Source organism: Antarctobacter jejuensis (assembly GCF_052266595.1).
In the GTDB taxonomy this organism is placed as follows: Bacteria; Pseudomonadota; Alphaproteobacteria; order Rhodobacterales; family Rhodobacteraceae; genus Antarctobacter; species Antarctobacter jejuensis.
The window spans coordinates 155,402-175,737 of record NZ_JBQQXJ010000008.1; the positions used below are offsets into that span (position 1 = coordinate 155,402).

21 protein-coding genes are annotated in these 20,336 nt (G+C 63.5%); 6 read left to right on the forward strand and 15 right to left on the reverse strand.

Annotation, left to right across the window (positions count from 1 at the left end; genetic code table 11):
* Nucleotide 1: 1 nt before the first annotated feature.
* From ACTXGA_RS13420 to ACTXGA_RS13455, 8 genes are all read right to left on the reverse strand, one after another.
* Nucleotides 2–691, reverse strand: a complete 690-nt coding sequence (locus ACTXGA_RS13420) for a DUF4336 domain-containing protein (protein WP_443394422.1) — start codon at nt 689–691, stop codon at nt 2–4.
* Between the two features lie 153 nt (nt 692–844).
* Nucleotides 845–1,618 carry an ATP-binding cassette domain-containing protein gene (locus ACTXGA_RS13425; RefSeq protein ID WP_443394424.1) on the reverse strand — a complete coding sequence of 258 codons (774 nt, stop codon included), beginning with the start codon at nt 1,616–1,618 and terminating at the stop codon, nt 845–847.
* Nucleotide 1,619: 1 nt separating this feature from the next.
* Entirely contained in the window at nt 1,620–2,744 is a 1,125-nt protein-coding gene (locus ACTXGA_RS13430; RefSeq protein ID WP_443394426.1) for an ABC transporter permease, read from the reverse strand.
* A 117-nt stretch (nt 2,745–2,861) separates the two neighbouring features.
* Entirely contained in the window at nt 2,862–3,776 is a 915-nt protein-coding gene (locus ACTXGA_RS13435) for a substrate-binding domain-containing protein (RefSeq protein WP_443394428.1), read from the reverse strand.
* Nucleotides 3,777–4,034: 258 nt separating this feature from the next.
* Nucleotides 4,035–5,327, reverse strand: a complete 1,293-nt coding sequence (locus ACTXGA_RS13440) for a flavin-dependent oxidoreductase (protein WP_443394430.1) — start codon at nt 5,325–5,327, stop codon at nt 4,035–4,037.
* Between the two features lie 157 nt (nt 5,328–5,484).
* The gene (locus ACTXGA_RS13445) at nt 5,485–6,360 is read right to left on the reverse strand and encodes an amidohydrolase family protein (RefSeq protein WP_443394432.1); all 876 of its coding nucleotides are present in this window, start codon (nt 6,358–6,360) and stop codon (nt 5,485–5,487) included.
* Entirely contained in the window at nt 6,357–6,842 is a 486-nt protein-coding gene (locus ACTXGA_RS13450) for a MarR family winged helix-turn-helix transcriptional regulator (RefSeq protein WP_443394434.1), read from the reverse strand. The genes ACTXGA_RS13445 and ACTXGA_RS13450 overlap by 4 nt, the downstream gene beginning before the upstream one ends.
* Nucleotides 6,835–7,638, reverse strand: a complete 804-nt coding sequence (locus ACTXGA_RS13455; RefSeq protein ID WP_443394435.1) for a crotonase/enoyl-CoA hydratase family protein — start codon at nt 7,636–7,638, stop codon at nt 6,835–6,837. The genes ACTXGA_RS13450 and ACTXGA_RS13455 overlap by 8 nt, the downstream gene beginning before the upstream one ends.
* Before the next feature lie 181 nt (nt 7,639–7,819).
* Between ACTXGA_RS13455 and ACTXGA_RS13460 the strand changes: the two genes are divergently transcribed.
* From ACTXGA_RS13460 to cysK, 4 genes are all read left to right on the forward strand, one after another.
* Nucleotides 7,820–9,001 carry a pyridoxal phosphate-dependent aminotransferase gene (locus ACTXGA_RS13460; protein ID WP_443394437.1) on the forward strand — a complete coding sequence of 394 codons (1,182 nt, stop codon included), beginning with the start codon at nt 7,820–7,822 and terminating at the stop codon, nt 8,999–9,001.
* A gap of 3 nt (nt 9,002–9,004) precedes the next feature.
* Nucleotides 9,005–9,952, forward strand: a complete 948-nt coding sequence (locus ACTXGA_RS13465; protein ID WP_443394439.1) for a 2-hydroxyacid dehydrogenase — start codon at nt 9,005–9,007, stop codon at nt 9,950–9,952.
* Between the two features lie 91 nt (nt 9,953–10,043).
* Complete coding sequence (locus tag ACTXGA_RS13470; RefSeq protein ID WP_443394440.1) at nt 10,044–10,577, forward strand: flavodoxin domain-containing protein; 534 nt, start codon at nt 10,044–10,046, stop codon at nt 10,575–10,577.
* Between the two features lie 89 nt (nt 10,578–10,666).
* A complete protein-coding gene (gene cysK / locus ACTXGA_RS13475; protein ID WP_443394441.1) occupies nt 10,667–11,743 on the forward strand; it encodes a cysteine synthase A in 1,077 nt (358 codons plus the stop codon).
* 39 nt (nt 11,744–11,782) lie between these two features.
* On the opposite strand, the gene ACTXGA_RS13480 is transcribed toward cysK, so the two are convergent.
* From ACTXGA_RS13480 to ACTXGA_RS13505, 6 genes are all read right to left on the reverse strand, one after another.
* Nucleotides 11,783–12,370: a hypothetical protein gene (locus tag ACTXGA_RS13480; protein ID WP_443394443.1), complete on the reverse strand. Its 588-nt coding sequence runs from the start codon at nt 12,368–12,370 to the stop codon at nt 11,783–11,785.
* Between the two features lie 88 nt (nt 12,371–12,458).
* Nucleotides 12,459–13,214 (reverse strand): SDR family NAD(P)-dependent oxidoreductase, encoded by a 756-nt coding sequence (locus ACTXGA_RS13485; protein WP_443394444.1) that lies wholly within the window; start codon nt 13,212–13,214, stop codon nt 12,459–12,461.
* Between the two features lie 96 nt (nt 13,215–13,310).
* Nucleotides 13,311–14,273, reverse strand: coding sequence for a D-erythronate dehydrogenase (gene denD / locus ACTXGA_RS13490; protein WP_443394446.1), 963 nt, complete (start codon nt 14,271–14,273; stop codon nt 13,311–13,313).
* On the reverse strand, nt 14,270–15,196 hold the full coding sequence (locus tag ACTXGA_RS13495) for a sugar kinase (RefSeq protein ID WP_443394447.1): 927 nt from the start codon (nt 15,194–15,196) through the stop codon (nt 14,270–14,272). Before ACTXGA_RS13495 ends, denD begins: the two co-directional genes overlap by 4 nt.
* Entirely contained in the window at nt 15,193–16,587 is a 1,395-nt protein-coding gene (locus ACTXGA_RS13500) for an FAD-binding oxidoreductase (protein ID WP_443394448.1), read from the reverse strand. The genes ACTXGA_RS13495 and ACTXGA_RS13500 overlap by 4 nt, the downstream gene beginning before the upstream one ends.
* Entirely contained in the window at nt 16,577–17,182 is a 606-nt protein-coding gene (locus ACTXGA_RS13505; protein WP_443394450.1) for a LysE family translocator, read from the reverse strand. Before ACTXGA_RS13505 ends, ACTXGA_RS13500 begins: the two co-directional genes overlap by 11 nt.
* A gap of 224 nt (nt 17,183–17,406) precedes the next feature.
* On the opposite strand from ACTXGA_RS13505, the gene ACTXGA_RS13510 reads away from it, so the two are divergent.
* Nucleotides 17,407–18,327, forward strand: coding sequence for an NAD(P)-dependent oxidoreductase (locus ACTXGA_RS13510; protein ID WP_443394452.1), 921 nt, complete (start codon nt 17,407–17,409; stop codon nt 18,325–18,327).
* Here ACTXGA_RS13510 and ACTXGA_RS13515 read toward each other — a convergent pair.
* Nucleotides 18,324–19,334 (reverse strand): LacI family DNA-binding transcriptional regulator, encoded by a 1,011-nt coding sequence (locus ACTXGA_RS13515; RefSeq protein WP_443394454.1) that lies wholly within the window; start codon nt 19,332–19,334, stop codon nt 18,324–18,326. The genes ACTXGA_RS13510 and ACTXGA_RS13515 overlap by 4 nt on opposite strands.
* A gap of 110 nt (nt 19,335–19,444) precedes the next feature.
* Here ACTXGA_RS13515 and ACTXGA_RS13520 point away from each other — a divergent pair, with 110 nt between their 5' ends.
* Nucleotides 19,445–20,335: a phytanoyl-CoA dioxygenase family protein gene (locus ACTXGA_RS13520; RefSeq protein WP_443394456.1), complete on the forward strand. Its 891-nt coding sequence runs from the start codon at nt 19,445–19,447 to the stop codon at nt 20,333–20,335.
* The last annotated feature ends 1 nt before the right edge of the window (nt 20,336 follow it).

A 20,336-nucleotide genomic window follows, 5' to 3' on the forward strand; every position in this document is an offset into this window, starting at 1 on the left:
CTCAATCGGCCCAGGAAAAGGCGCGGTCCACAACCTCGGCGGCGTTGGTCTCGATCACCGGGCCATGCGCCATCACCAGCTTCTGGATCGGCCATGCCCGGACCCGTGCCAAGGCCGCGCGCAGGGCAGGGCGGTCACGGAACGCAAGGCGGTACTTGCGCGGGACCTTGGGCGAGTCCGAAGTCATCAGGTCCAGCCGCGCAACCGTTCCGCGCCAGCCGGAATACCAATCGGGGGGCATCTGTTGCAGCAGGTCGGTGAAGATCGCCGTGCCGCTTGGCCTATGCAGGAAAACGATCTCTGTCGTGATCAGGTTGCCGGCGAACATCACCTGATCAAAACTGTCTTTCCACACTTCCGGGGGGCTGTCCCCTAGGGGCGCGTCCTCTCCGGCAAAAGGGCATTTCTTCGGCACGCCGGGGGCGGCATGCACCTGCGCGCGGGGATAGGCCGCGCACCAGAGCGGAAGATAGACGTGGTGCAGGTCGTTGGGCGCCACAAGGTACCGGACCGGCCCCAGCGAGGCGACTTCGGCGCGGACTTCGTCTGTCAATGCGACCGGGGAATGGACCCAGATGCCGCCGTCCGGCAGGCGCGCCAGACACATTCTGGTTGGAAACATGAACCCCGCCGCCGCACAGATCGGCTGGCCCTCGACCGTCCAGAGATCGCGTCCCAACGATTGAAGCATACTGTCACCTGCAACTTTTGGTCAGCATATGGGGGTGCTGTTGGTCCAACAACCTGTGCCGCGCATCATGCGCCGGGTTCGGCGTAAGGAGAGCAGGAAAAAGCCCGCCCTCTTGCGGAGGACGGGCCGATATCTGGATCGTTCGCTTGCCGGTCAGATGGCGGCGAGTTCGCCTTCGAGATCCTTCATCTCTGTGCCGCCGGCCATCAGGCGGCGGATCTCATCATGGCTGAGTTCGCCCGCCTTGCCCGCACCGATAACCTCGCCAAGCGCGAGAAAGGTAAAACGGTCGCCCACAAGCTGAGAGTGGATCTCGTTATGGGTGATGAAGATGATGGCAATGTCGCCGCGTTTCTTTACCCGCATGATCGTCTTCAGCACTTCCATCTGCTGTTTCTGACCAAGGGCCGAAGTGGGCTCGTCGAGGATCAGTACCTTGGCGCCGAAGTAGATGGCGCGGGCAATGGCCAGCGTCTGACGCTGACCGCCCGACATGGTGCCCACCGCCTGCGTCGGATCGGAAACCGAGATGCCGATCTTCTTCATCTCGTCATAGGCGATCTGGTCCATGTCATGCATGCGCAGGGTGCCCAGCGGACCCTTCAACTCACGCCCCATGAAGAAGTTGCGCGTCACGGACATCAACTGGTTCAGGGCGAGATCCTGATACACCGTGCCGATGCCCGCAGCCGTCGCATCGCGCGGAGTGCGGAAGTTGACGGGTTTGCCCTCGACGTACAACTGCCCGGAGGTGGGTTGGTGAACCCCGGCCAGTGTCTTGATGAGGGTCGACTTGCCCGCGCCGTTGTCGCCCAGCAGCGCGTGCACCTCACCGGCGTGAATTTCGAGGTTCACCCCGTTCAAAGCGGTGAAGGGGCCGAACTTCTTAATGACGTTCTCGACGCGAAGATAAGGTTGAGCAGCCATATCAGATCCCTCCCGTGATGCGCTTGCGGATGCGTTCGTTCGCAAAGACCGCCGCCAGCAGGATGGTGCCGACGAAGACGCGGAACCACGACCCGTCGATCCATGGGATAAAGAAAACCGCGTTGGCCACGAGGCCCACGGTGATTGCCCCGAAGGCAACGCCGAGGACAGAGCCGAAACCACCGGTCATCAGCGTGCCGCCCACAACCGCGATGGCGATGGCGAAGAGCTCCAGCAGGTTGCCCTTGGCCGCGTCGGCGGTGTTGGTGTCAAAGACCTGACAGGCCGCGAACATGGTGGCGCAGAAGGCGGTGAACATGAACAGGCCAACCTTGACCTTGTTGGTCGGCACACCGTTTGCGCGGGCCGCGTTCTTGTCGTCGCCGGTGGCGTAGATCCAGTTGCCCAACTGCGTCCGGGACATGATGAACCATGCCACACCGGCAATCACCATCCACCACAGAAACCGCGCGTCAAAGCCTGTGACCCATTGTTCGTCCCGGCGGTTCAGGTTGCCACCCATGGCGAACCACAGATCGAAGAACCAGCCAAAGACCTCGCCGCCAAGGATGTCGGCAAACCAGGAGGTTTCCTTGAAATCCTGCAGGCCGGAAATCTGCGTCGACTTGTTGATGAGCCGGTAAGACGCCTCTGTTGCGCCGCGCAGGAAGAACAGGAAGGCCAGTGTCACGATGAAGGAGGACAGGCCGGACCGGACGACAATGGTGCCGACGATATAGCCTATGATCAGCGCAAAGATCAGCGCGATGACAAAGGCCGCAAAGGGCGATCCGGGACCGATCAGTTCCAAACCGAACGGGGCAAATCCATATTTCAGGATCATCGCCATGATCATGCCGGTGAAGCCGATCATCGAACCGATGGAGAGGTCGAATTCCCCGGCAATCATGAGGACCGCAGCGCCGGTTGCGATGATGCCGTATTGGGCGACAATGGCGATGTTGTTCTTGAGGCCCAGCGGATTGAAGGCCTTGCCGTCAGAGGCGATGGCCAGCGCCACGATGATGACGATCATCACCGAAAATGCACCGATCTCCGGACGCCGCAAAAGCCGTTGAAGCCTCGTTTCCTTGGTAAGCCTGTCCGCTTCGCTGCGATCAGACATGATCATGCCCTCCTTGGCGACCCCGAGGGGCCCTGAATTGTCTGGAAATGCTTGCAAAAAGGGGGGCAGCCGGTCTTCCGTCTGCCCCCCGATTTCAGAACACGCTATCGCAAAGGATCAGCGGTTCACGCCTGCCTGCTCAGCCACGTCGGCCGCGTTCGTCGCGTCGACAAAGCCCGGGCCGGAGGGCACGTTTGCACCGGGCAACATGCCCGCGTTGGTGTTGTAGAGGTGCAGCAGGATCACCGGCATGTAGCCCTGAAGGCGCTGCTGCTGGTCGATGGTGAAGGATGCCTTGCCTTCGTTGATCAGGTCGATCACGCCCGGCGACAGGTCAAAGCAGGCCAGGTGGATGTCTGCGCCAACTTCCTCGACCGCGGCGGCAGCGGCTTCGCAGACGTGCGGGCCGATGGCCAGCAGACCGTCGATGGTTTCGTCCGCCTGCAGGGCAGCGGCGGTCCGGGTCTTGATCTGGGCGACGTCGTTCGACACGTCGATCATGTTCAGGTCGGCGCCCATGGCGTCAAAGTAACCCTGGCAGCGATCGACCAGCGCGGTGTTGAACGCTTCCTGGTTCAGGCACAGACCGTTGGTCACACCTTCGGCCTTGGCGCGCTCACCTGCGGCAGAGCCTGCAAGCTTTTCCGGCTGACCGATGTGCATCAGGGCACCGACGGCCTTTGAGGATTCGAGACCGGAGTTGATTGTGATGACCGGGACACCGGAATCGACGGCGTTGCGGATTGCACCGCCCAGGGCGTCAGCGTCCGGCAGCGACACGATGATGCCATCCGGCTCTGTCGCGGCGGCGGCTTCGATCAGCTTGGCCATGGCGGCCATGTCACCGGAGACATCGTAGTTGTATTCGATTTCGGCACCAATCGCGGCACCGGCATCCTTGGCACCTTTCTCGACCACCGGCCAGAACGGGTCCGTGCCCTGCGTGTGCGTGATGACCACGTAACGCTCGGCAAAGGCAGGCGCGGCAAGCGCTGCAACGGCCGTCGCGGCCAGGAAAAGCTTCTTCATCATGTTTCCTCCACTGGATGCCAACCCATTCATCGGGTTGGTCAATTTGGGCTGGCCCTGTTCCGGGCCTTGTTCCCGGTTCAGAGCCTAGCAACGTGATCGGGACTTGTCAGCACTGAATGTCTGACACCTCCGCGCCCCGGCAACGCATGGTGGTATCGCTAACGTCTGAAACTTCTACCGTCGAGTCTTTTGGTAGGGAAACTGGCGACATTCCGTCAAAGATGAGGGGCAGGCATCGCCTTTTTTGATAGAAAACTATCAAGAACCGCCGGTTTGGTCGCCGCCGCTCTCACCTTTGGAAATGATCGGCGGAGCGGTATTCACTGCCTCCATGGCAAAGCCGGCAGCGGCCTTGTAATCGGCCAGAAAGGCCGCGCGCTCTTTGGCGGGGATCACGTCGTCGATTTTGTCGAACACCCCGCCGCAGCGTTCATCGACGATATTCAAAAGGCCGAAGGGCCCCGCGCCGCGGTTGCGCAGGACAAGTTTCGATACCGGCCCGCAAAGTCTGTCGTCATAGGCCGCAAGCGCCTGCGGGGTGGTTCCGTGCTGCAGCAGGCAGGCGCCCAGCGTGCGGGCATCGATCACCGCCTGGCTCGCTCCGTTCGATCCGGTTGGATACATCGCATGCGCGGCGTCGCCGAGCAGCGCGACCCGTCCTTGCACCCATGAGGGAATGGGATCACGGTCGATCATCGGGTTCTCAAAGACGCGGTCCGCGCCCCGGATCAGCGCGGGCACATCCAGCCAGTCATAGCGGAACTGGTCAAAGTGATGCGCAAAGCTGTCGATCGGCACCTCGCGGAACCAGCCGGTTTCGGACCAGTCCTCGTTTTCGTCCAGCGTGCGCTCGGCGATCCAGTTTATCTCGGCCAGACCATCCGGGTCGGGGTGGGAGATCGGATAGATCACCATGCGGTGCCGATGGGTGCCAAGGCCGATGAAACTGGACCCGGTGCGGACAGGTCTCGCCCGCGTGGTGCCGCGCCACATCAGGGCGCCGCCCCAGTGGATCGGCGGTTGGTCGGGATACATCTGGGCGCGTATCGGAGAGTGAATGCCCTCGGCCCCGATCAGAAGGTCGGCGGTTTCGGTGAAAGCGCCTTCCGGGCCATCGAGATGCAGCGTGACGCCCCCTTCCGTTTGCGTGAACCCCGTTGCGCGGCATCCGGTGCGGACCGCGTCTAACCCAAGGCGCTGGATCACGGCGTCATACAAGGCCATGTGAAAGCGGCCCCGGTGCATGGCGTATTGCGGCCAGTTGTACCCGGCCTCCAGCCCGCGCGGTTCGGCGTGGATTTCGGCCCCGTTCAGACCCACCAACGCCCATTCACGCGCGGGCAGGCCGACCTGATCCAGTACCTCTGGCCCGATCCCGAGGTCGAACAACTCGCGCACCGCGTTGGGCTGAATGTTGATGCCCACGCCCAAAGGTTTCAACGCCCGCACCCCTTCGTAGACAGTGCAGGGCAGGCCGATCTGGTGCAGGGTCAGGGCGGTTACCAGTCCTCCGATGCCGCCGCCGGCGATGAGGATGCGGGGATGGGTCATGGGGACTCCGTATTGAGGGAGAGGGTCGTCGCCGACCATTTTACATGGCTAAAGGGCGGTGTCGCGTGGGGAAACCGCGGCGGGGGCGCTGCCCCCCCGGCTCTGCGAGCCTCCCCCCGAGGTATTTGTCAGCCCAAAGAAACCAGGGCGCGGCCTGTCAGATCTTCAGCAGCCGGCGGGCGTTGTCCTTGAGGATCAGGGGGCGGACCTCTTCGCGGATGTCCAGTTCTTCGAAATCCTTGAGCCAGCGGTCGGGCGTGATGGCGGGCCAGTCCGAGCCGAAGAGCATCTTCTTCCGCAGGATGGTGTTGGCGTATTGCACGAAGATCTTGGGGAAATATTTCGGCGACCAGCCGGACATGTCGATGTAGACGTTGGGTTTGTGCTGGGCAACCATCAGCCCTTCTTCGGTCCAGGGGAACGATGGGTGGGCCAGCACGATGGGCGTGTCGGGAAAGTCCACTGCCACGTCGTCCACATGCACCGGGTTGGAGTATTTCAGCCGCATCCCCATGCCACCGCGCATCCCCGATCCGACGCCGGTCTGCCCGGTGTGGAACAGCATGATGGCGCCTTCTTCGGCGATGGCCTCATAGAGCGGGTAGGCCCAGCGTTCGTTGGGGTAGAAGCCCTGCATGGTGGGATGGAACTTGAAGCCCTTGACGCCGAATTCCCTGACCAGTCGGCGCGCCTCGCGGGCGCCGGCCTTGCCCTTGGCGGGGTCGATGCTCGCGAAGGGGATCAGGATGTCGTCGTTTTCGGCCGCGATCTGGGCCACTTCCTCGTTCGAGTAGCGGCGGAAACCGGTTTCGCGTTCGGCATCGACAGGAAAGATCACCGCGCCGATCTTGCGTTCACGGAAGTATTCGGCGGTTTGCTGGACCGAGGGCAACATGCCGGACGCCCCTGCGGGGTTCTTGAAATATTTGGCCATGCCCGCCTGGAAGTCGTCATAGCCGTCGTCGCGCGGCCCGCAGCAGGGTTCCTCGGCGTGGGTGTGAAAGTCGATGGCGATCAGGTCGTCGGCGTTCATGTGGTGCCCTCCGTTCCGGGTTGCAGGCGCAGGTATTTTTTCAAGAGCCGCCGCAGGTCCGCCGCCTCTTGCGGAGCCAGACTTGGCGCGCTGTGGTCTTCGTGGACGGCAAAGGGCGCGCGAAAGGCGTTCATCCTGTCCGTGCCCGCATCCGTCAGCCAGAGTTCCACGGCCCGGCGGTCACTTTCCGGCACGGTGCGGCGGATCAGTCCGGCTTCTTCGAAGCTCTGGACCATCTTGGTCATATGCGCGCGTTTGATCATCAGCGCACGGGCCAGCACACCCTGCCGGATTCCTGGGTTTTCGGCGATCAGCATCAGCACGGTGAATTCGCCGGGGCGGATCCGTTCGCCTTCGAAGGTGGTGTAGAAGGCGCGGAACGCCTGCAGCTGTGCCAACCGCAGCAGGTAGCCAAGGCTGTCGCCCATAGGCCCCAGGCGGATGTCCTCATTGCTGGTCCGGTCCGCCGGTGTCTCAGCCATTGTCGGGGGCCTGCACCTTGGCGGCGCGCTTTTCGAGAAAGTCGCGCAGACGTTGCTGGGCCTCTGGCGTCATGCTGGCCAGTGAGGCGACCATCGCCTCGGAGAAAAGCCCGCTGTCTGCGGACATATCCGCGATGCGGGGCAGGGCGTTCATCACCGCGTAATTGGTGAACGGCGCGTTGGTTGCGACCCGGGCGGCAAGGTCGCGCGCCTTGGTCAGCGCCTGACCATCGGGGACAACGTAGGACACTCCGCCCCAGCGTTCCATGTCTGCGGCGTTGACAGAGCGGCCCGTCAGCATCATGTCGCCCACGCGGGCCGGTCCGATCAGGCGCCCGATGCGGACAGAGCCGCCGCCGCCCAGAAAGATACCGCGCTGACCCTCTGGCAGGGCGAAGAAGGCGCTTTCCTCCGCGACGCGGACATGGGTGCTGGCCGCCAGTTCAAAACCGCCGCCCACAGCCGCACCGGTGATGGCAGAGATCACCGGGATTTCGCCCATTTCGATGGTCTCGAAGGTGCGGTGCCAGAGCCGCGAGCCTTTGACTGCCTCGAACAGCGGCTTTTCCGAATGTTCGGCAAGGTCCAGCCCGGCGCAGAAGTGTTTACCGTGGCCATGGATCACGGCGGCGCGGGCCTCTGACGTGGCGCGGGCGATGGCCTCTCCGATCGCGATGATGAATCGGTCGGAAAGAGCATTTCGCTTTTCAGGACGGTTGAGGCCGATCAGTGCCACGTCGCCGTCGCGTTCATAGGTGATCAGCCCGCCGCCAATGACCTCCTCCGGTTTCGTCATTGCGAAACGCTCCTCCCCCTGTGGCGCCTTTTCGGCGTAATTTCGTTTCCAAGTAAACAATTCCGGCGCGCCAAGTCAACGTCGGTCCGGTGGCATGGGATGCGGGCTTTGCCGCTTTTCCTTGCGCGGGCTTTGGTATACCAAAATTCGCGAAGGCCCCGGACGGGCCACGGGAGGGATCATGACAGATTTGAAACTTGCCGCAGGAATGTCGCGGCTGGGCACTGAATCGGCCTTTGTGGTGCTGGCACGGGCGGGGCAGCTTGCCGCCGAAGGCCGGGACATCATCAATCTTGGCATCGGCCAGCCGGATTTTCAGACACCTGCGCATATCGTCGAGGCCGGGATAAAGGCGCTGCGCGACGGCCATCACGGCTATACGCCCGCCAACGGCCTGCCCGCGCTGCGGCAGGCGGTTGCCGCCGACCTGCATCGTCGTCACGGGGCAGAGGTGAATCCCGACAACGTGGTGGTGGTGCCGGGGGGCAAGCCGACCATGTTCTTTGCGGTGCTGATGTTCGGCGAACCGGGCGCGGAGATCATGTATCCCAATCCCGGTTTCCCGATCTATGAATCCGTCATCAAATATTCCGGCGCGACCCCGGTGCCCATCGCCTTGAAAGAAGAAAACGATTTCGCCTTCAACGCAGAAGAGGTGCTGGGCCAGATCACCGACAAGACGCGGTTGATCATCATCAACTCGCCTGCCAACCCCACCGGGGGCGTGACGCCGAAGGAAGAGATCGACAAGCTGGTTGCCGGATTGGCGGACCACCCGCATGTGGCGCTGATGTCGGATGAGATCTATTCCAACATGCTGTATGGCGGTCGTGAGCATACCTCCTTGCTGAACTACCCCGAAATCCGCGACCGGCTGATCATGCTGGATGGCTGGTCCAAGACCTATGCCATGACTGGCTGGCGGCTGGGGTACGCGGTCTGGCCGGACCAGTTGGTCGCGCACGCCACGCGGCTGTGCATCAATGACCATTCCTGCGTTAACGCGGCAACGCAATTTGCGGGGATCGCCGCGCTTGAGGGACCGCAGGACGCGGTGCGCGACATGGTGGCGGCCTTTGACGAACGGCGTCAGGTGATCGTGCGCGAACTCAACGCCTTGCCGGGGGTGCGCTGCGCCGATGCGGCGGGGGCCTTCTACGCCTTCCCGAACGTCGAAGGGACAGGCCTGACCTCTAAACAGGCCGAGACCCGGTTCCTCGAAGAGGCGGGCGTGGCCACCGTGTCCGGCACTTCTTTCGGCGCATGGGGCGAGGGATACTTGCGGTTCTCCTACGCCAATTCGACTGAAAATATCCTGGAGGCAATTTCGCGCATCCGGGCATTGCTGACCGCTGGAGGCTAAGACATGAGCGATACACAACTGCTGATCTGCGGCGCGGCCTTCACCGAGGTAGAGCGGGACCGCCTGGGCGCGGCGCATCCGGCGCTGTTCGTAAGCGGGCCGGATGAGATGGCCTCATTGGACGAAGCGGCACGGGCCGGCATCCGGGCGGTTGCCTTCAAGGGGCACAAACCTTTTGGCGCCGAGGCGATGGACCTGTTTCCGCAACTGGGCGTGATCGCCAATTTCGGTGTCGGCTATGATGCCATCGACGTGACGGCGGCCAGCGCCCGCAGCATCGGCGTCACCAACACGCCGGACGTCCTGTCCGACGATGTGGCGGATCTGGCCGTGGGCCTGATCATTGCGCAGGCGCGCACGATGATCCGGGGGCACGCGCATGCGGCCTCTGGCCGGTGGGCGAAAGAGGGGGAAATCCCGCTCAATCGCAAGGTTTCCGGCTCTACTGTCGGGATTGTCGGGCTGGGCCGCATCGGACGCGAGATCGCGGACCGGCTGGCCGCCTTCAAATGCGATATCCATTACACCTCGCGGTCGGAGAAAGAGACGCCGGGATGGACCTATCACGGTGACGTGGTGTCCTTGGCCAAGGCGGTGGATTTCCTTGTGATCGCACTGGTCGGCGGGCCGGACACCAAAGGCCATGTCACGCGCGAGGCCATTCAGGCGCTGGGTCCGCGCGGCGTGGTCGTGAACATCTCTCGCGGGTCGACGATTGACGAAGCCGCGCTGCTGGACGCTTTGGAGGCGGGAGAGATCGCTGGTGCGGCTCTGGACGTGTTCGAGAATGAGCCCAATATCGACCCGCGCTTTCTGAAGCTGGAAAACACCGTATTGCAGCCGCATCAGGGGTCCGGCACGGTCGAGACACGCACAGCCATGGCCGAGTTGCAGCTGGCCAACGTGACGGCCTTCCTCGAAGGCAAGCCGCTGGTCACGCCCGTCAATTGAGGCGCAGGATCATTCCTTGACGCAGGATTGACCTGCGTCAAGGTGTGCCGGGCGCTGTTGCTTCATCCTCCGCGCAACCGGAGGATTGCCCATGAAACTGTTGATCGCTTACGCCTCTTCCGAGGGGCAAACCCGCAAGACCGCACGTTTTGCCATGGATCGACTGGCCGATGCGGGCCACGCCGTCGAGGCGCTGCCCGTGGGTGAGGCCGAGGACATCGACCTGTCCCGCTTTGACCGGGTGATCCTTGCCGCCTCTGTCCATGTCGGCCACTACCAGCGCGAGATGGGCGACTTCGTGGCCGAACACGCCGAGGCGCTGGATGCCCGCCCGACGCTGTTCCTGTCGGTTTCATTGGCCGCTGCGGGACATGACGCCGAAGACTGGGCCGACCTTGACCGCATCGCGCAGGATTTCGCATCGGCGACAAGCTGGCGGCCCGCGCGCACGGTACAGGTGGCGGGGGCCTACAAACCGTCAGAATACGATATCTTTCGCCGCTTCGTGATGCGCCGCATCGTGGCTGCCAAGGATCCGGAGGCCGATCTGGATGCGGATCATGAATACACCGACTGGGCTGCGCTGGGCGCGCTGCTGGACGAGTGGATGGCGAAACCCGCCTGAGCGGTGGGCGCATGGGTCGAGAATCGGTTAGGCTGTTTCCTGTCAGGTCGCCGCAAGCATTGCGCGGCGCTGCGAACAGGGAGACCATCATGACTCAACGCACCACCGGCGGACGCGGCCGCCGCTTCGACAATGTGCTGGATACCATCGGCGACACGCCGGTGATCCGTATCAACCGCATCGCCCCCGAGCATGTCACGGTCTACGTCAAGGCCGAGGCCTTCAACCCCGCCGCTTCGGTCAAGGACCGGCTGGCGGTCAGCATCATCGAGGCCGCCGAACTGGACGGTTCGCTGAAACCCGGCCAGACCGTCGTTGAGGCCACCAGCGGCAATACCGGCATCGGTCTGGCAATGGTCTGCGCCGCCAAGGGCTATCCGCTGGTCGTGACCATGGCCGAAAGCTTTTCGGTCGAACGGCGCCGGTTGATGCGCTTTCTTGGCGCCAAGGTGGTTCTGACGCCCAAGGAATTGAAGGGCTTCGGCATGTATTCCAAGGCCAAGGAACTGGCCGAGGCGAACGGCTGGTTCCTTGCCAGCCAGTTCGAAACCGCCGCCAACGCCGATATCCATGAAAACACCACCGCGCGCGAGATCTTGGCCGATTTCGACGGCGAAAAGCTGGATTATTTTGTGACCGGCTATGGCACCGGTGGCACGGTCACAGGCGTGGCGCGTGTGCTGCGCAAGGAACGGCCTGATACGAAAATCATCCTCAGCGAACCGGCCAATGCGGCCATCGTCGGATCGGGCTATGTGAACACCCGGAACGAGGACCACCAGCCGACCGAAGGGCACCCGGATTTCAACCCGCACCCCATTCAGGGCTGGACCCCGGATTTCATTCCCTGGGTTCTGCAGGAAAGCATCGACAACGGGTATTACGACGAACTCCTGCCCGTGGCGGGTCCGGATGGTATCGCATGGTCGAAACGGTTGGCTGCGGAGGAGGGGATCTTTACCGGCATCTCCGGGGGCGCGAGTTTTGCCGTGGCCATGCAGGTGGCCGAGAAGGCACCCGCAGGGGCCACCATCCTTGTCATGCTGCCTGACACGGGCGAGCGGTATCTGTCGACGCCGCTGTTCGAAGGCGTACCTTCGGACATGACAGAGGACGAGAAGGCGATTTCCCTATCGACGCCAACGGCGCAGATGGCGGCAGAGTAAGGGGCCGGGGCGGCGCCATGCCGCCCCGATCCGTCACAGTCACAGGCTCCAATCGTGGACGTGCACATCATGTCCCGAGTGGCCCTTGAGGATTTCCACCGCAAGCCGTTGCTTTTCCTCATCCGCGACGCGGACCCAAAGCAGAATGCCGCCGTGTTCGACCTGCTTGGCATAGTAGTCGCGGTGGTGTTGTTCCGCGCGCCGCGCCAGCAATCCGCCGATCACAGCCGAGGGGGCGCCGCCGATGGCAATCGCCGCGATAGAGGCCGCCAGCGTGCTTGCAGGTGTCAGCAATGCCATCATGGCGATGTAGGATCCTAGGAAAAAGAAACCGCCCGCGATTGCCCCTTCGAATTCGCCCATCGCCTCTTCGGAAACAAAGGCGGCGCGCGGGGCGTTGGGATCATCCTCCAGTTCGGCGGCGGTCCAGTAGCCTTTGCCCAGCTTTTCCTTCAGCGTCTCTTCGGACCCCAGAAGGCTGATGTCATAACGGCTGAAGCCCACCATGCGCAGGTCATAAAAGGCCTTTTGCAGGGCCTCGAAACTGTCGAAGACGCCAACGGCCTCTGGGACCTTCATGACGGTGACATGGTCTTTGCGGGTGTCGGCGGCGGTCGGGCTGGTCATTTCCGTGCTCCGTTGCAGTGGGTTCTTTCCCGCTACAAAAACCGCAAAAAACCGCCCGCCGCCTTGATCCGCGTCAACCAGGCGGCGATCAGATGGACCCTGCCTCGACCATGTAGTTGTTGGCCGAACACATGGCGCTGTCGTCGCTGGCCAAGAAAAGCGCCATGCGGGCAAGGTAGACCGGTTCGATCAGGTCGGGCAGGCATTGGCGCTGGCGGTGCTTCTCGATCGCCTCGGGAGTGACCCAGAGATCCTTTTGCCGTTCCGTCATGATCCAGCCCGGCACGATGCTGTTGACCCGGATGCGGTGATCGCCAAGGTCACGCGCCATGGTGCGGGTCAGTCCGTGCACGGCGGATTTGGCGGTGGTGTAGGCGGGCATGCCGCCCCCGGCCTCCCACCAGCTGTTCGAGCCCATGTTGATGATCGACCCGCCGCCCGCCTTGATCATTCCGGGCGCCACCGCCTGAATGGCAAAGAACATGTGGCGGATGTTGGTCGCCATACGTTCATCCCAGTATTCGGGCGTGACCTCGCTCCAGTCATGGCGGTCGTCGCGAGCCGCGTTGTTAACCAGCACCGTGGCGGGGCCAAGCCGGTCGGCCAGCTTGCCGAAGGCGCTTCGCAGTTGGTCGATGTCACGCAGGTCGCAGAATTCGAACGCGACCTCGCCCTCGGTCTCGGCGGCGAGTTTCTCGCCCGCCTCACGGTTGAAATCGACGAAACCGGTGCGCGCGCCCTGTGCGGCAAAGGCACGGACCATTTCCTCTCCGATGCCGGAGGCCCCGCCGGAGATCAGGACGGTCTTGCCCTTGAGGCTGGGGTAGATGGCGAAATCTGGCATGGTGTTCTCCTTGAAAGGCGAGGGGAGGGGGCGCTGCCCCCCGGCTCTGCGAGCCTCCCCCGCGGTATTATTCAAACCAAAGAAGGCTGGGGGCGGTCAGCCTTGCAGGTCGTCTTCGAGGAAATAGCGGATGTTGTCCTCAAAGCTGGCGTCGGCCTGCAGGCCCAGTTTTTCGGCCTTTGCCGGGCGGATCTCATTGCGCCAGCCCTTGAGGATGTCCGCGATTTCCGGCTGCGGGTCCCATGTGATCAACTTGGCGGGTTCGGGGCCTGCCACGGCGGTCAGGGCGTCGAGCATCTGGCCGATGGTCAGCATCTGACCGGGCATGGTCATGACATGGTTCAGGCCAAGGTCTTCGCGCGGGATTTCCGCCCCCTTGATGAGATTTTCGACGCATTGGCGCGGGCTGAGGTAGAGGTGATGGAAATCCTTGTCGACCGGGCAGTTGGCGGTCTGCCCCTGCAGCGGTTCGCGAAAGATCGACGACATGAAGCCCGAGGCGGCGCGATTGGGCTTGCCGGGGCGGATCGAGATTGTCGGCAAGCGAAAGCCACGCCCGTCAATGAAGCCGCGCCGCGAATAGTCGTTCAGCAGCAGCTCTCCGATGGCTTTCTGGGCGCCGTAGCTGATCTGGGGGTTGAGAAAGCTGTCATCGGTGAAGGGCTGCGGGACCTCGCCGCCGTAGACCGCGATGGAAGAGGTGAAGACGACCACCGGCCGGGTGCCAAGCGCGCGGGCGCGTTCCAGCACGTTCAGGGTGCCGTGCATGTTGACCTCGTAGCCGAAGTCGAAATCCTCTTCGGCATGGGCCGAAACGACGGCGGCGAGCAGATAGATGACATCTGTGTCCCGCGGGATGGTCTCGGTCATCGACGCCGGATCGGTGATGTCGCAGGTCTGATACTGCACGTCGAAGGGGGCAGCGACCGGGGCGGGGGCGGTCACATCGGCCAGTGTCAGGCGGCTGATCTGCTTTCCGCGCAGAGTGCCGCGTGTCGCCAGCGCACGGGCGAGTTTCTGGCCGATCAGGCCTGCGCCACCAAGGATGAGAATGTTCATGAGGTCGCTCCTGTTTCGAAGATCTGCGGCGCCAGCGCGCCGGGGTGCTGGATCACCTGCGCGGCCAGCGCGGCGGCGCGGGTCATGGCGGTGGCCAGCGGTGCGCCGGTGGCCCGCGCGGCAAGGAAGCCTGCGCCAAAACTGTCCCCGGCGGCGGTGCTGTCGACCACGCGGGTCACGTCGGGCGGAGTGCAGGTGACGGTGCCGGTCTCTTCGGTCCAGCCGTGAAAGGTGGCCGCGCCGTTCTTGATCACCACGCAGGAGGCCCCGGCGGCGCGATAGCGCGTCAGCGTGTCCTCGGGAGTGGCATCCTGAAAGGCGAGCTGTTCCTCGTCAAAGCTGGGCATCACGGTGTCCGACACGGCGGCCCCCTGCAACAGGCCGGAACGCATCGCCTCGGCGCTTTCCCACAGGCGGGGGCGCAGGTTGGTGTCAAAGGCGATGTGAGCGCCATGCGCGCGGGCGCGGCCCAGCGCGGCGCAGAGCGTCTTGCGCGCCTCTGGCGACAGGATCGCCAGCGTGATGCCGGAGAACTGGATCACCGTACGATCCGCCATGATTTCGTCGAGCCAGGCGGGATCCTCGGCCAATGTGCGCGCCGCCGATTGTCCACGCCAGTAGGAAAAGCTGCGTTCGCCGTCGCGGGTCTGGATCATGTAGAGACCCACGGTGCGTTCCTCGTTCCGGCGCAGGGCGTCGTTGGAAATGCCCTGCGCGCCGATGAAACGGGCCAGATCGTCGGACATAGGATCTGTGCCCAGCACGGTGCCATAGCTGACGGTCCACGTGGCGGGCAGCAGGCGGCGGGCGTACCATGCGGTGTTGAAGGTGTCCCCGGCATAGCCCAGCCGGTAGAGGCCGGGGTTTTCCGGAGCCGGTGCCATTTCGGCCATGATTTCGCCGATGGAGAGGAAGCGGGTCATTCAGCTGCCTTTGCTTGGAGGTCTGCGGGCAAGAGTTTGCCGGGGTTCAGGATGCCCTTGGGATCGAAGGCCTGTTTGATGGCCCGCATGTAGGTCAGGGCGGCGCCATGTTCGGCGGCCATGAAGCTTTGTTTGCCGATGCCGATGCCATGTTCGCCGGACACCGTTCCGCCAAGGCGCAGCGCGGTTTCTCCAAGCGCATGGGTGAAGTCATGCGCTCGGGCCATTTCATCGGGGTCGGTCGGGTCGACGGACAGGCCGGCGTGGAAATTGCCGTCGCCCACATGGCCGACGATGGTGGCGGTAAGGCCAAGCCGTTGTGCATCGGCCTGAGACTGGGCCACGGCCTCTGCCAGATGTGAGATCGGCACACAGACATCCGTTGGCCAGATGTGTTTGCCCTTGCCAAGGGCGGCCGAGGCGTAATGTGCATTGTGCCGCATGGCCCAGAGCGCGTTGCGCTCTTCGGTTGTGGTGGCGGTCTGCCAGCCTTCGGCGCCGAATTCTGCGGCAATCTCTTCGAATGTGGCCATCTGTTCGGCCACGGCGGCGGGTGCGCCGTGGAATTCCAGAAAGAGATGCGGTTTTTCAGGCAGTCCCGCGCCCGCGTAAGCATTGAACCCGCGCACCATCATGTGATCCAGCAGCTCGATCCGGGCCATAGGGATACCGCATTGAATGGTGGCGATCACGCAGTGCACGGCCTGTTGCACGTCGTCGAAGCGGCAGGTCGCGGCGGTCACGCTTTCGGGCAGACCGTGCAGCTTCAGGGTGAATTCGGTCATGATGCCCAACGTGCCCTCGGAGCCGATCATCAGATGCGTGAGGTCATATCCGGTAGAGGATTTGCGCGCCCGCGTGCCAGAGCGGATCACCGTGCCATCGGCCATCACCGCCTCCAGCCCAAGGATATTGTCCCGGATCGTGCCATAGCGGACAGCCGTGGTGCCAGAGGCCCGGGTGGCCGCCATACCGCCGATCGAGGCATCGGCGCCGGGATCGACCGAAAAGAACAGGCCGGTGGCACGCAGTTCCTCGTTCAGCTGCTTGCGGGTAATCCCGGGCTGGACGGTGCAGGTCAGATCCTCAGGATGGATCGCCAACACGCGGTTCATCCGGGACATGTCGAGGCTGATGCCGCCGTGCAGGGCAAGGTGCTGTCCCTCCAGAGAGCTTGCCGCGCCATAGGCGGTCACCGGGCAAGCGTGGCGGTTGCAAACCTCCAGGATGGCCGAGACCTCGGCAGTGCTTTCGGGATAGGCCACCGCGTCGGGGGGCGTATTGGGGTAATAGGTTTCGTTCTGGCCGTGCAGGCTGCGTTCGGCGCTGCTGGTGGAGAGGCGGTCGCCCAGCAGGTGGCGCAGCTCGGCGATGGTGGCGTTATGGGGCATTGGTGCCTCCGGCGGCAAAGATTGCAAGTGCGACGACCGCCAGCATGGAGGCGGCCATGGCGCAGTTGATCCGGCGATGCGCGGTTTCGCGCAGGTTCAGTCGGTGCAGAGTAGCGCCAGCGTAGAGCCAGCCAAGGTGGATCGGAATCCAGATCATGTTGACGATCACCAGTTTGGCGATGGTTTCGAACATCAGGTTATCGGGTGCAAAGGGAAAGCCCGCGAACAGCGTGGTGTTCACGGCGTAGGCCTTTGGGTTGATCGCCTGCAAAAGAATCCCGGAGAGCACGGCGGGCGGGGCCTTGGCCTCGATGAAGGCGATCTTGCTGCCGGCAAAGGCGATGCGCGCAGCGAGGTAGATCAGGTAGCCGATGGAGGCGATCATCAGGACGGTGCGTATCACGGGAACAGACAGCACCACGGCGGCAAGCCCAGAAATCACTGCCAGCGCCACGAGGTTGGTGCCGATGAACAGGCCCGTCACATAGGCCAGCCCGGGCCGGAACCCATAGGCCGCACCCAGACCGGCGGTGGACAGGACACCGGGACCGGGGGTGATGATCAGAAAGAAGACCGCAAGCGCAAAGGTCAGCATGGGGCACGCGCCCAAGTCGCTGGCATGAAGATCCTCCCGGGTGAGTGTCGGGCCTGCTTGCATGGCGGCCCGTTTGGTATACCATTTGCAATCAAACCAGCCGGGCCGGGAATGTCAACGTCTGCCGGGCGGGTGTCGTGGACGTCGGGGCGCCGCTTGCGCCCTGCGGTCGCATCGCCCCCGCCCGCCGTCCCGCCTTGGCACTTTGACGGGGAGGTCAATGCATGACGGAAAAGGCAACAGTGGGGTTCATCGGGGTCGGCCTGATGGGCCATGGGATGGCGAAGAACCTGCTTGAAAAGGGGCATCCGCTGGTGGTGAAGGGCAACCGCAACCGTGCCCCGGTCGAGGATCTGGTGGGGCGCGGCGCGACGGAGGTTGCGACTCCGCGCGAGATGGCGGAGCGCTGCGACGTGATCCACATCTGCTTGTCCAATGCGCCGCAGGTCGAAAGCGTTTTTCGCGGAGACGACGGCATTCTGGCCGGCGCGCGCGAGGGGCTGATCGTGGTGGAATGTTCCACCTCTGACCCGAACGTGACCTTGGCGCTGGCCTCGGAACTGGCGGAAAAGGGCGGTCATATGGTCGATGCGCCCCTTGGGCGCACGCCAAAGGAGGCTGAGGCCGGCACGCTGGACGCGATGGTGGGCGCCGATGCGGCGATCTATGAAAAGATCCTGCCGGTGATCGAATGCTGGGCGGGCAATATCAACCACGTCGGCCCTGTCGGCGCGGGCCACAAGATGAAGCTGATCATGAACAGCATCGCCATGAGCTATGCCGCCCTCTATTCGGAGGTGACATCGCTGGGCGCCAAGGTGGGCATTCCGCCCGCCACGATCCAGCGGGTGATCGGCTCTTCCCGGTTGGGCAACGGGTTCTTTGACACCTTCATGGATTACGCCGTGAACCGGAACCGCGACGCGCACAAGTTCACGGTGGCCAATGCGTCGAAAGACGTGCGGTATGCCAATGCCATGGCGGCGGAGGCGGGGGCGCTGACGCTGATGCTGTCCGCAACTCGGCAGTATTTCACCCAAGTAGAGGCGCAGGGATTTGCCAATGATTATGTGCCTTGGGTCGCCGATCACGTCGCGCGGATGAACGGGCTGGACCTGGAGGAAGAGGCGAAGAAGGGGCGCTAACTCGTCGCCCGCCTCATCAGGGTATAGCCCATATCGACGATCCTGTGCGGCAGGGCCTCACCGGCGGTGGCGGCTAGCGTGAGGCGCGCCGCCTCTTGCCCGATGGCTCTGCCGTCGATTCTGATGGTGGTCATGTCCAGCGCCGCAGCGCTGGCCACGTCGGTGTCGCCAAACCCTGTCACCGCCAAAGCGCCGGGGACGTCGATGCCCCTCCTTCGTGCCTCGCACAGCGCGCCGACGGCCAGCGCGTCGCTGACACAGATCACGGCATCCGTATCCGGCCAGTGCTGCAGCACTTCGCCCAGCCCCCGCGCGCCGCAATCCGGTCCGGTCCGGTCATCCTCTGGCGGCACGAAATGCACCCGGGCGGGGCGTCCCTGCAGGGCGTCCCGGTAGCCGGTCTCGCGCAGCTCGGCACGGGTGTCGGCGGCACGGGCGGTGCGCAGGAAAACAGGCCTTTGCCGTCCGCTGTCGATCAGGTGGCGGGTCAGGTCGCGCATGGCGGACCGGTTCGAAAACCCGACCGCTGCAAAGACAGGCTGCTCCGGCAATTCCCAAAGCTCGATCACCGGGATGTCCGCATTGTCCAGCAGACGGCGGGTGGCCTCGGTATGTTGGGTGCTGGTCAGGATCAGCGCATCCGGGCGACGGCCCAGAAGGGTCGAGACCATCAGCGCCTCTTTCTCCGGCTCGTACCGCGTACTGCCAAGTAACAGCTGTAGACCGCCTGCGCTGAGACCCTCCTCCAGCCCACGGATGGTGGAGGCAAAGACCGGCTGTTCCAGCGTCGAGACCAGCGCGCCGACAACCCGGGAGCGTTGCGAGGAAAGCGCCCCGGCGGTTTCGTCCCGCACGTAGCCCAGATCCATCACCGCTTTCTGGACCCGCTCCAGCGTGTCCGCGCTGACCTTGGTCGGGGTGCGCAGGGCGCGGCTGACGGTAATCTTGCCAACGCCCGCATGGCGCGCCACGTCGCCCATCGTCACCCATTTCCGCGCGCCGCCCATGCTGTACAGTTCCCGTTTTCGACACCGGCCAGCATATAATGGTATCGATACCACGCAAGCCATGGTATCGATACCATGACGCGAGTCGCCTGAACAGGGGAGGAAACAGGATGCTGAGTCAGGAGCAGAAGGATTTCTATGAGGACAACGGCTATCTGAAGGTCGAACAGGTGGTGACGCCTGCGGAACTGGCGGAGTTGCAGCAAGTCACGAACGACCTGATCGAGGCGTCGCGGCAGGTGACCGAAAGCGATGACCGCTTTGACCTCGACGCCGGGCATACGGCGCAAAACCCGCGCCTGACCCGGATCAAGCTGCCGCACAAACAGCACCCGGTCTATGACCGCATCCTGAAACAGTCCGGGGTGACCCGCGTGCTGAGCGATCTCCTGGGGTCGGATACGGTGCTGAACACGGCCAAGCTGAACTGCAAGGCGCCGGGCGGCGGCGCGGCGGTGGAATGGCATCAGGACTGGGCTTTTTACCCGGCCACGAACGATTCTCTGCTGGCCTTTGGGCTGATGCTGGAGGACGTGACCGAGGATAACGGCCCGCTTCTGGTGATTCCCGGTTCACACAAGGGGCCGATCCTTAGCCATCATGTGAACGGCATTTTCTGCGGTGCGATCAACCCGGAGGACCCGCTGTTCGAAAAGGACCGGATCGTGACGCTGACCGGGAAGGCAGGAGACATGACGGTGCATCACGTTCGGATGCTGCACGGATCGGCGCCCAATATCTCGGACCGGGCGCGCAAGATCCTGTTCTACGAATGCGCTGCTGCCGATGCCTGGCCGCTGCTGGGAGGATCCAGCTATATCCATGCGCTGGGACAGCGAAAGTTCTGGGCGGATTTTCAGGACCGGATGATCACCGGCACGCCCTGTTTCACGCCGCGTATGGCGGATGTACCGGTCACGCTGCCGTTGCCGCCGGCGCCGGACAATACCTCGATCTTCAAGACACAGACGAGCGGGGGCGCCAAAAGCGCCTTTGCCTGAG

Bases quoted from the DNA above. Each gene is read 5' to 3' on its own strand.
- ACTXGA_RS13480 (WP_443394443.1), bottom strand. From the start codon at position 12,370: ATGACCAGCCCGACCGCCGCCGACACCCGCAAAGACCATGTCACCGTC.
- ACTXGA_RS13465 (WP_443394439.1), top strand. From the start codon at position 9,005: ATGAGCGATACACAACTGCTGATCTGCGGCGCGGCCTTCACCGAGGTA.
- ACTXGA_RS13485 (WP_443394444.1), bottom strand. From the start codon at position 13,214: ATGCCAGATTTCGCCATCTACCCCAGCCTCAAGGGCAAGACCGTCCTG.
- ACTXGA_RS13470 (WP_443394440.1), top strand. From the start codon at position 10,044: ATGAAACTGTTGATCGCTTACGCCTCTTCCGAGGGGCAAACCCGCAAG.
- ACTXGA_RS13425 (WP_443394424.1), bottom strand. From the start codon at position 1,618: ATGGCTGCTCAACCTTATCTTCGCGTCGAGAACGTCATTAAGAAGTTC.
- ACTXGA_RS13455 (WP_443394435.1), bottom strand. From the start codon at position 7,638: ATGACGAAACCGGAGGAGGTCATTGGCGGCGGGCTGATCACCTATGAA.
- cysK (WP_443394441.1), top strand. From the start codon at position 10,667: ATGACTCAACGCACCACCGGCGGACGCGGCCGCCGCTTCGACAATGTG.
- ACTXGA_RS13500 (WP_443394448.1), bottom strand. From the start codon at position 16,587: ATGCCCCATAACGCCACCATCGCCGAGCTGCGCCACCTGCTGGGCGAC.
- ACTXGA_RS13450 (WP_443394434.1), bottom strand. From the start codon at position 6,842: ATGGCTGAGACACCGGCGGACCGGACCAGCAATGAGGACATCCGCCTG.
- ACTXGA_RS13445 (WP_443394432.1), bottom strand. From the start codon at position 6,360: ATGAACGCCGACGACCTGATCGCCATCGACTTTCACACCCACGCCGAG.
- ACTXGA_RS13520 (WP_443394456.1), top strand. From the start codon at position 19,445: ATGCTGAGTCAGGAGCAGAAGGATTTCTATGAGGACAACGGCTATCTG.
- ACTXGA_RS13505 (WP_443394450.1), bottom strand. From the start codon at position 17,182: ATGCTGACCTTTGCGCTTGCGGTCTTCTTTCTGATCATCACCCCCGGT.
- ACTXGA_RS13460 (WP_443394437.1), top strand. From the start codon at position 7,820: ATGACAGATTTGAAACTTGCCGCAGGAATGTCGCGGCTGGGCACTGAA.
- ACTXGA_RS13440 (WP_443394430.1), bottom strand. From the start codon at position 5,327: ATGACCCATCCCCGCATCCTCATCGCCGGCGGCGGCATCGGAGGACTG.
- ACTXGA_RS13515 (WP_443394454.1), bottom strand. From the start codon at position 19,334: ATGGGCGGCGCGCGGAAATGGGTGACGATGGGCGACGTGGCGCGCCAT.
- ACTXGA_RS13510 (WP_443394452.1), top strand. From the start codon at position 17,407: ATGACGGAAAAGGCAACAGTGGGGTTCATCGGGGTCGGCCTGATGGGC.
- ACTXGA_RS13495 (WP_443394447.1), bottom strand. From the start codon at position 15,196: ATGACCCGCTTCCTCTCCATCGGCGAAATCATGGCCGAAATGGCACCG.
- ACTXGA_RS13420 (WP_443394422.1), bottom strand. From the start codon at position 691: ATGCTTCAATCGTTGGGACGCGATCTCTGGACGGTCGAGGGCCAGCCG.
- ACTXGA_RS13430 (WP_443394426.1), bottom strand. From the start codon at position 2,744: ATGTCTGATCGCAGCGAAGCGGACAGGCTTACCAAGGAAACGAGGCTT.
- denD (WP_443394446.1), bottom strand. From the start codon at position 14,273: ATGAACATTCTCATCCTTGGTGGCGCAGGCCTGATCGGCCAGAAACTC.
- ACTXGA_RS13435 (WP_443394428.1), bottom strand. From the start codon at position 3,776: ATGATGAAGAAGCTTTTCCTGGCCGCGACGGCCGTTGCAGCGCTTGCC.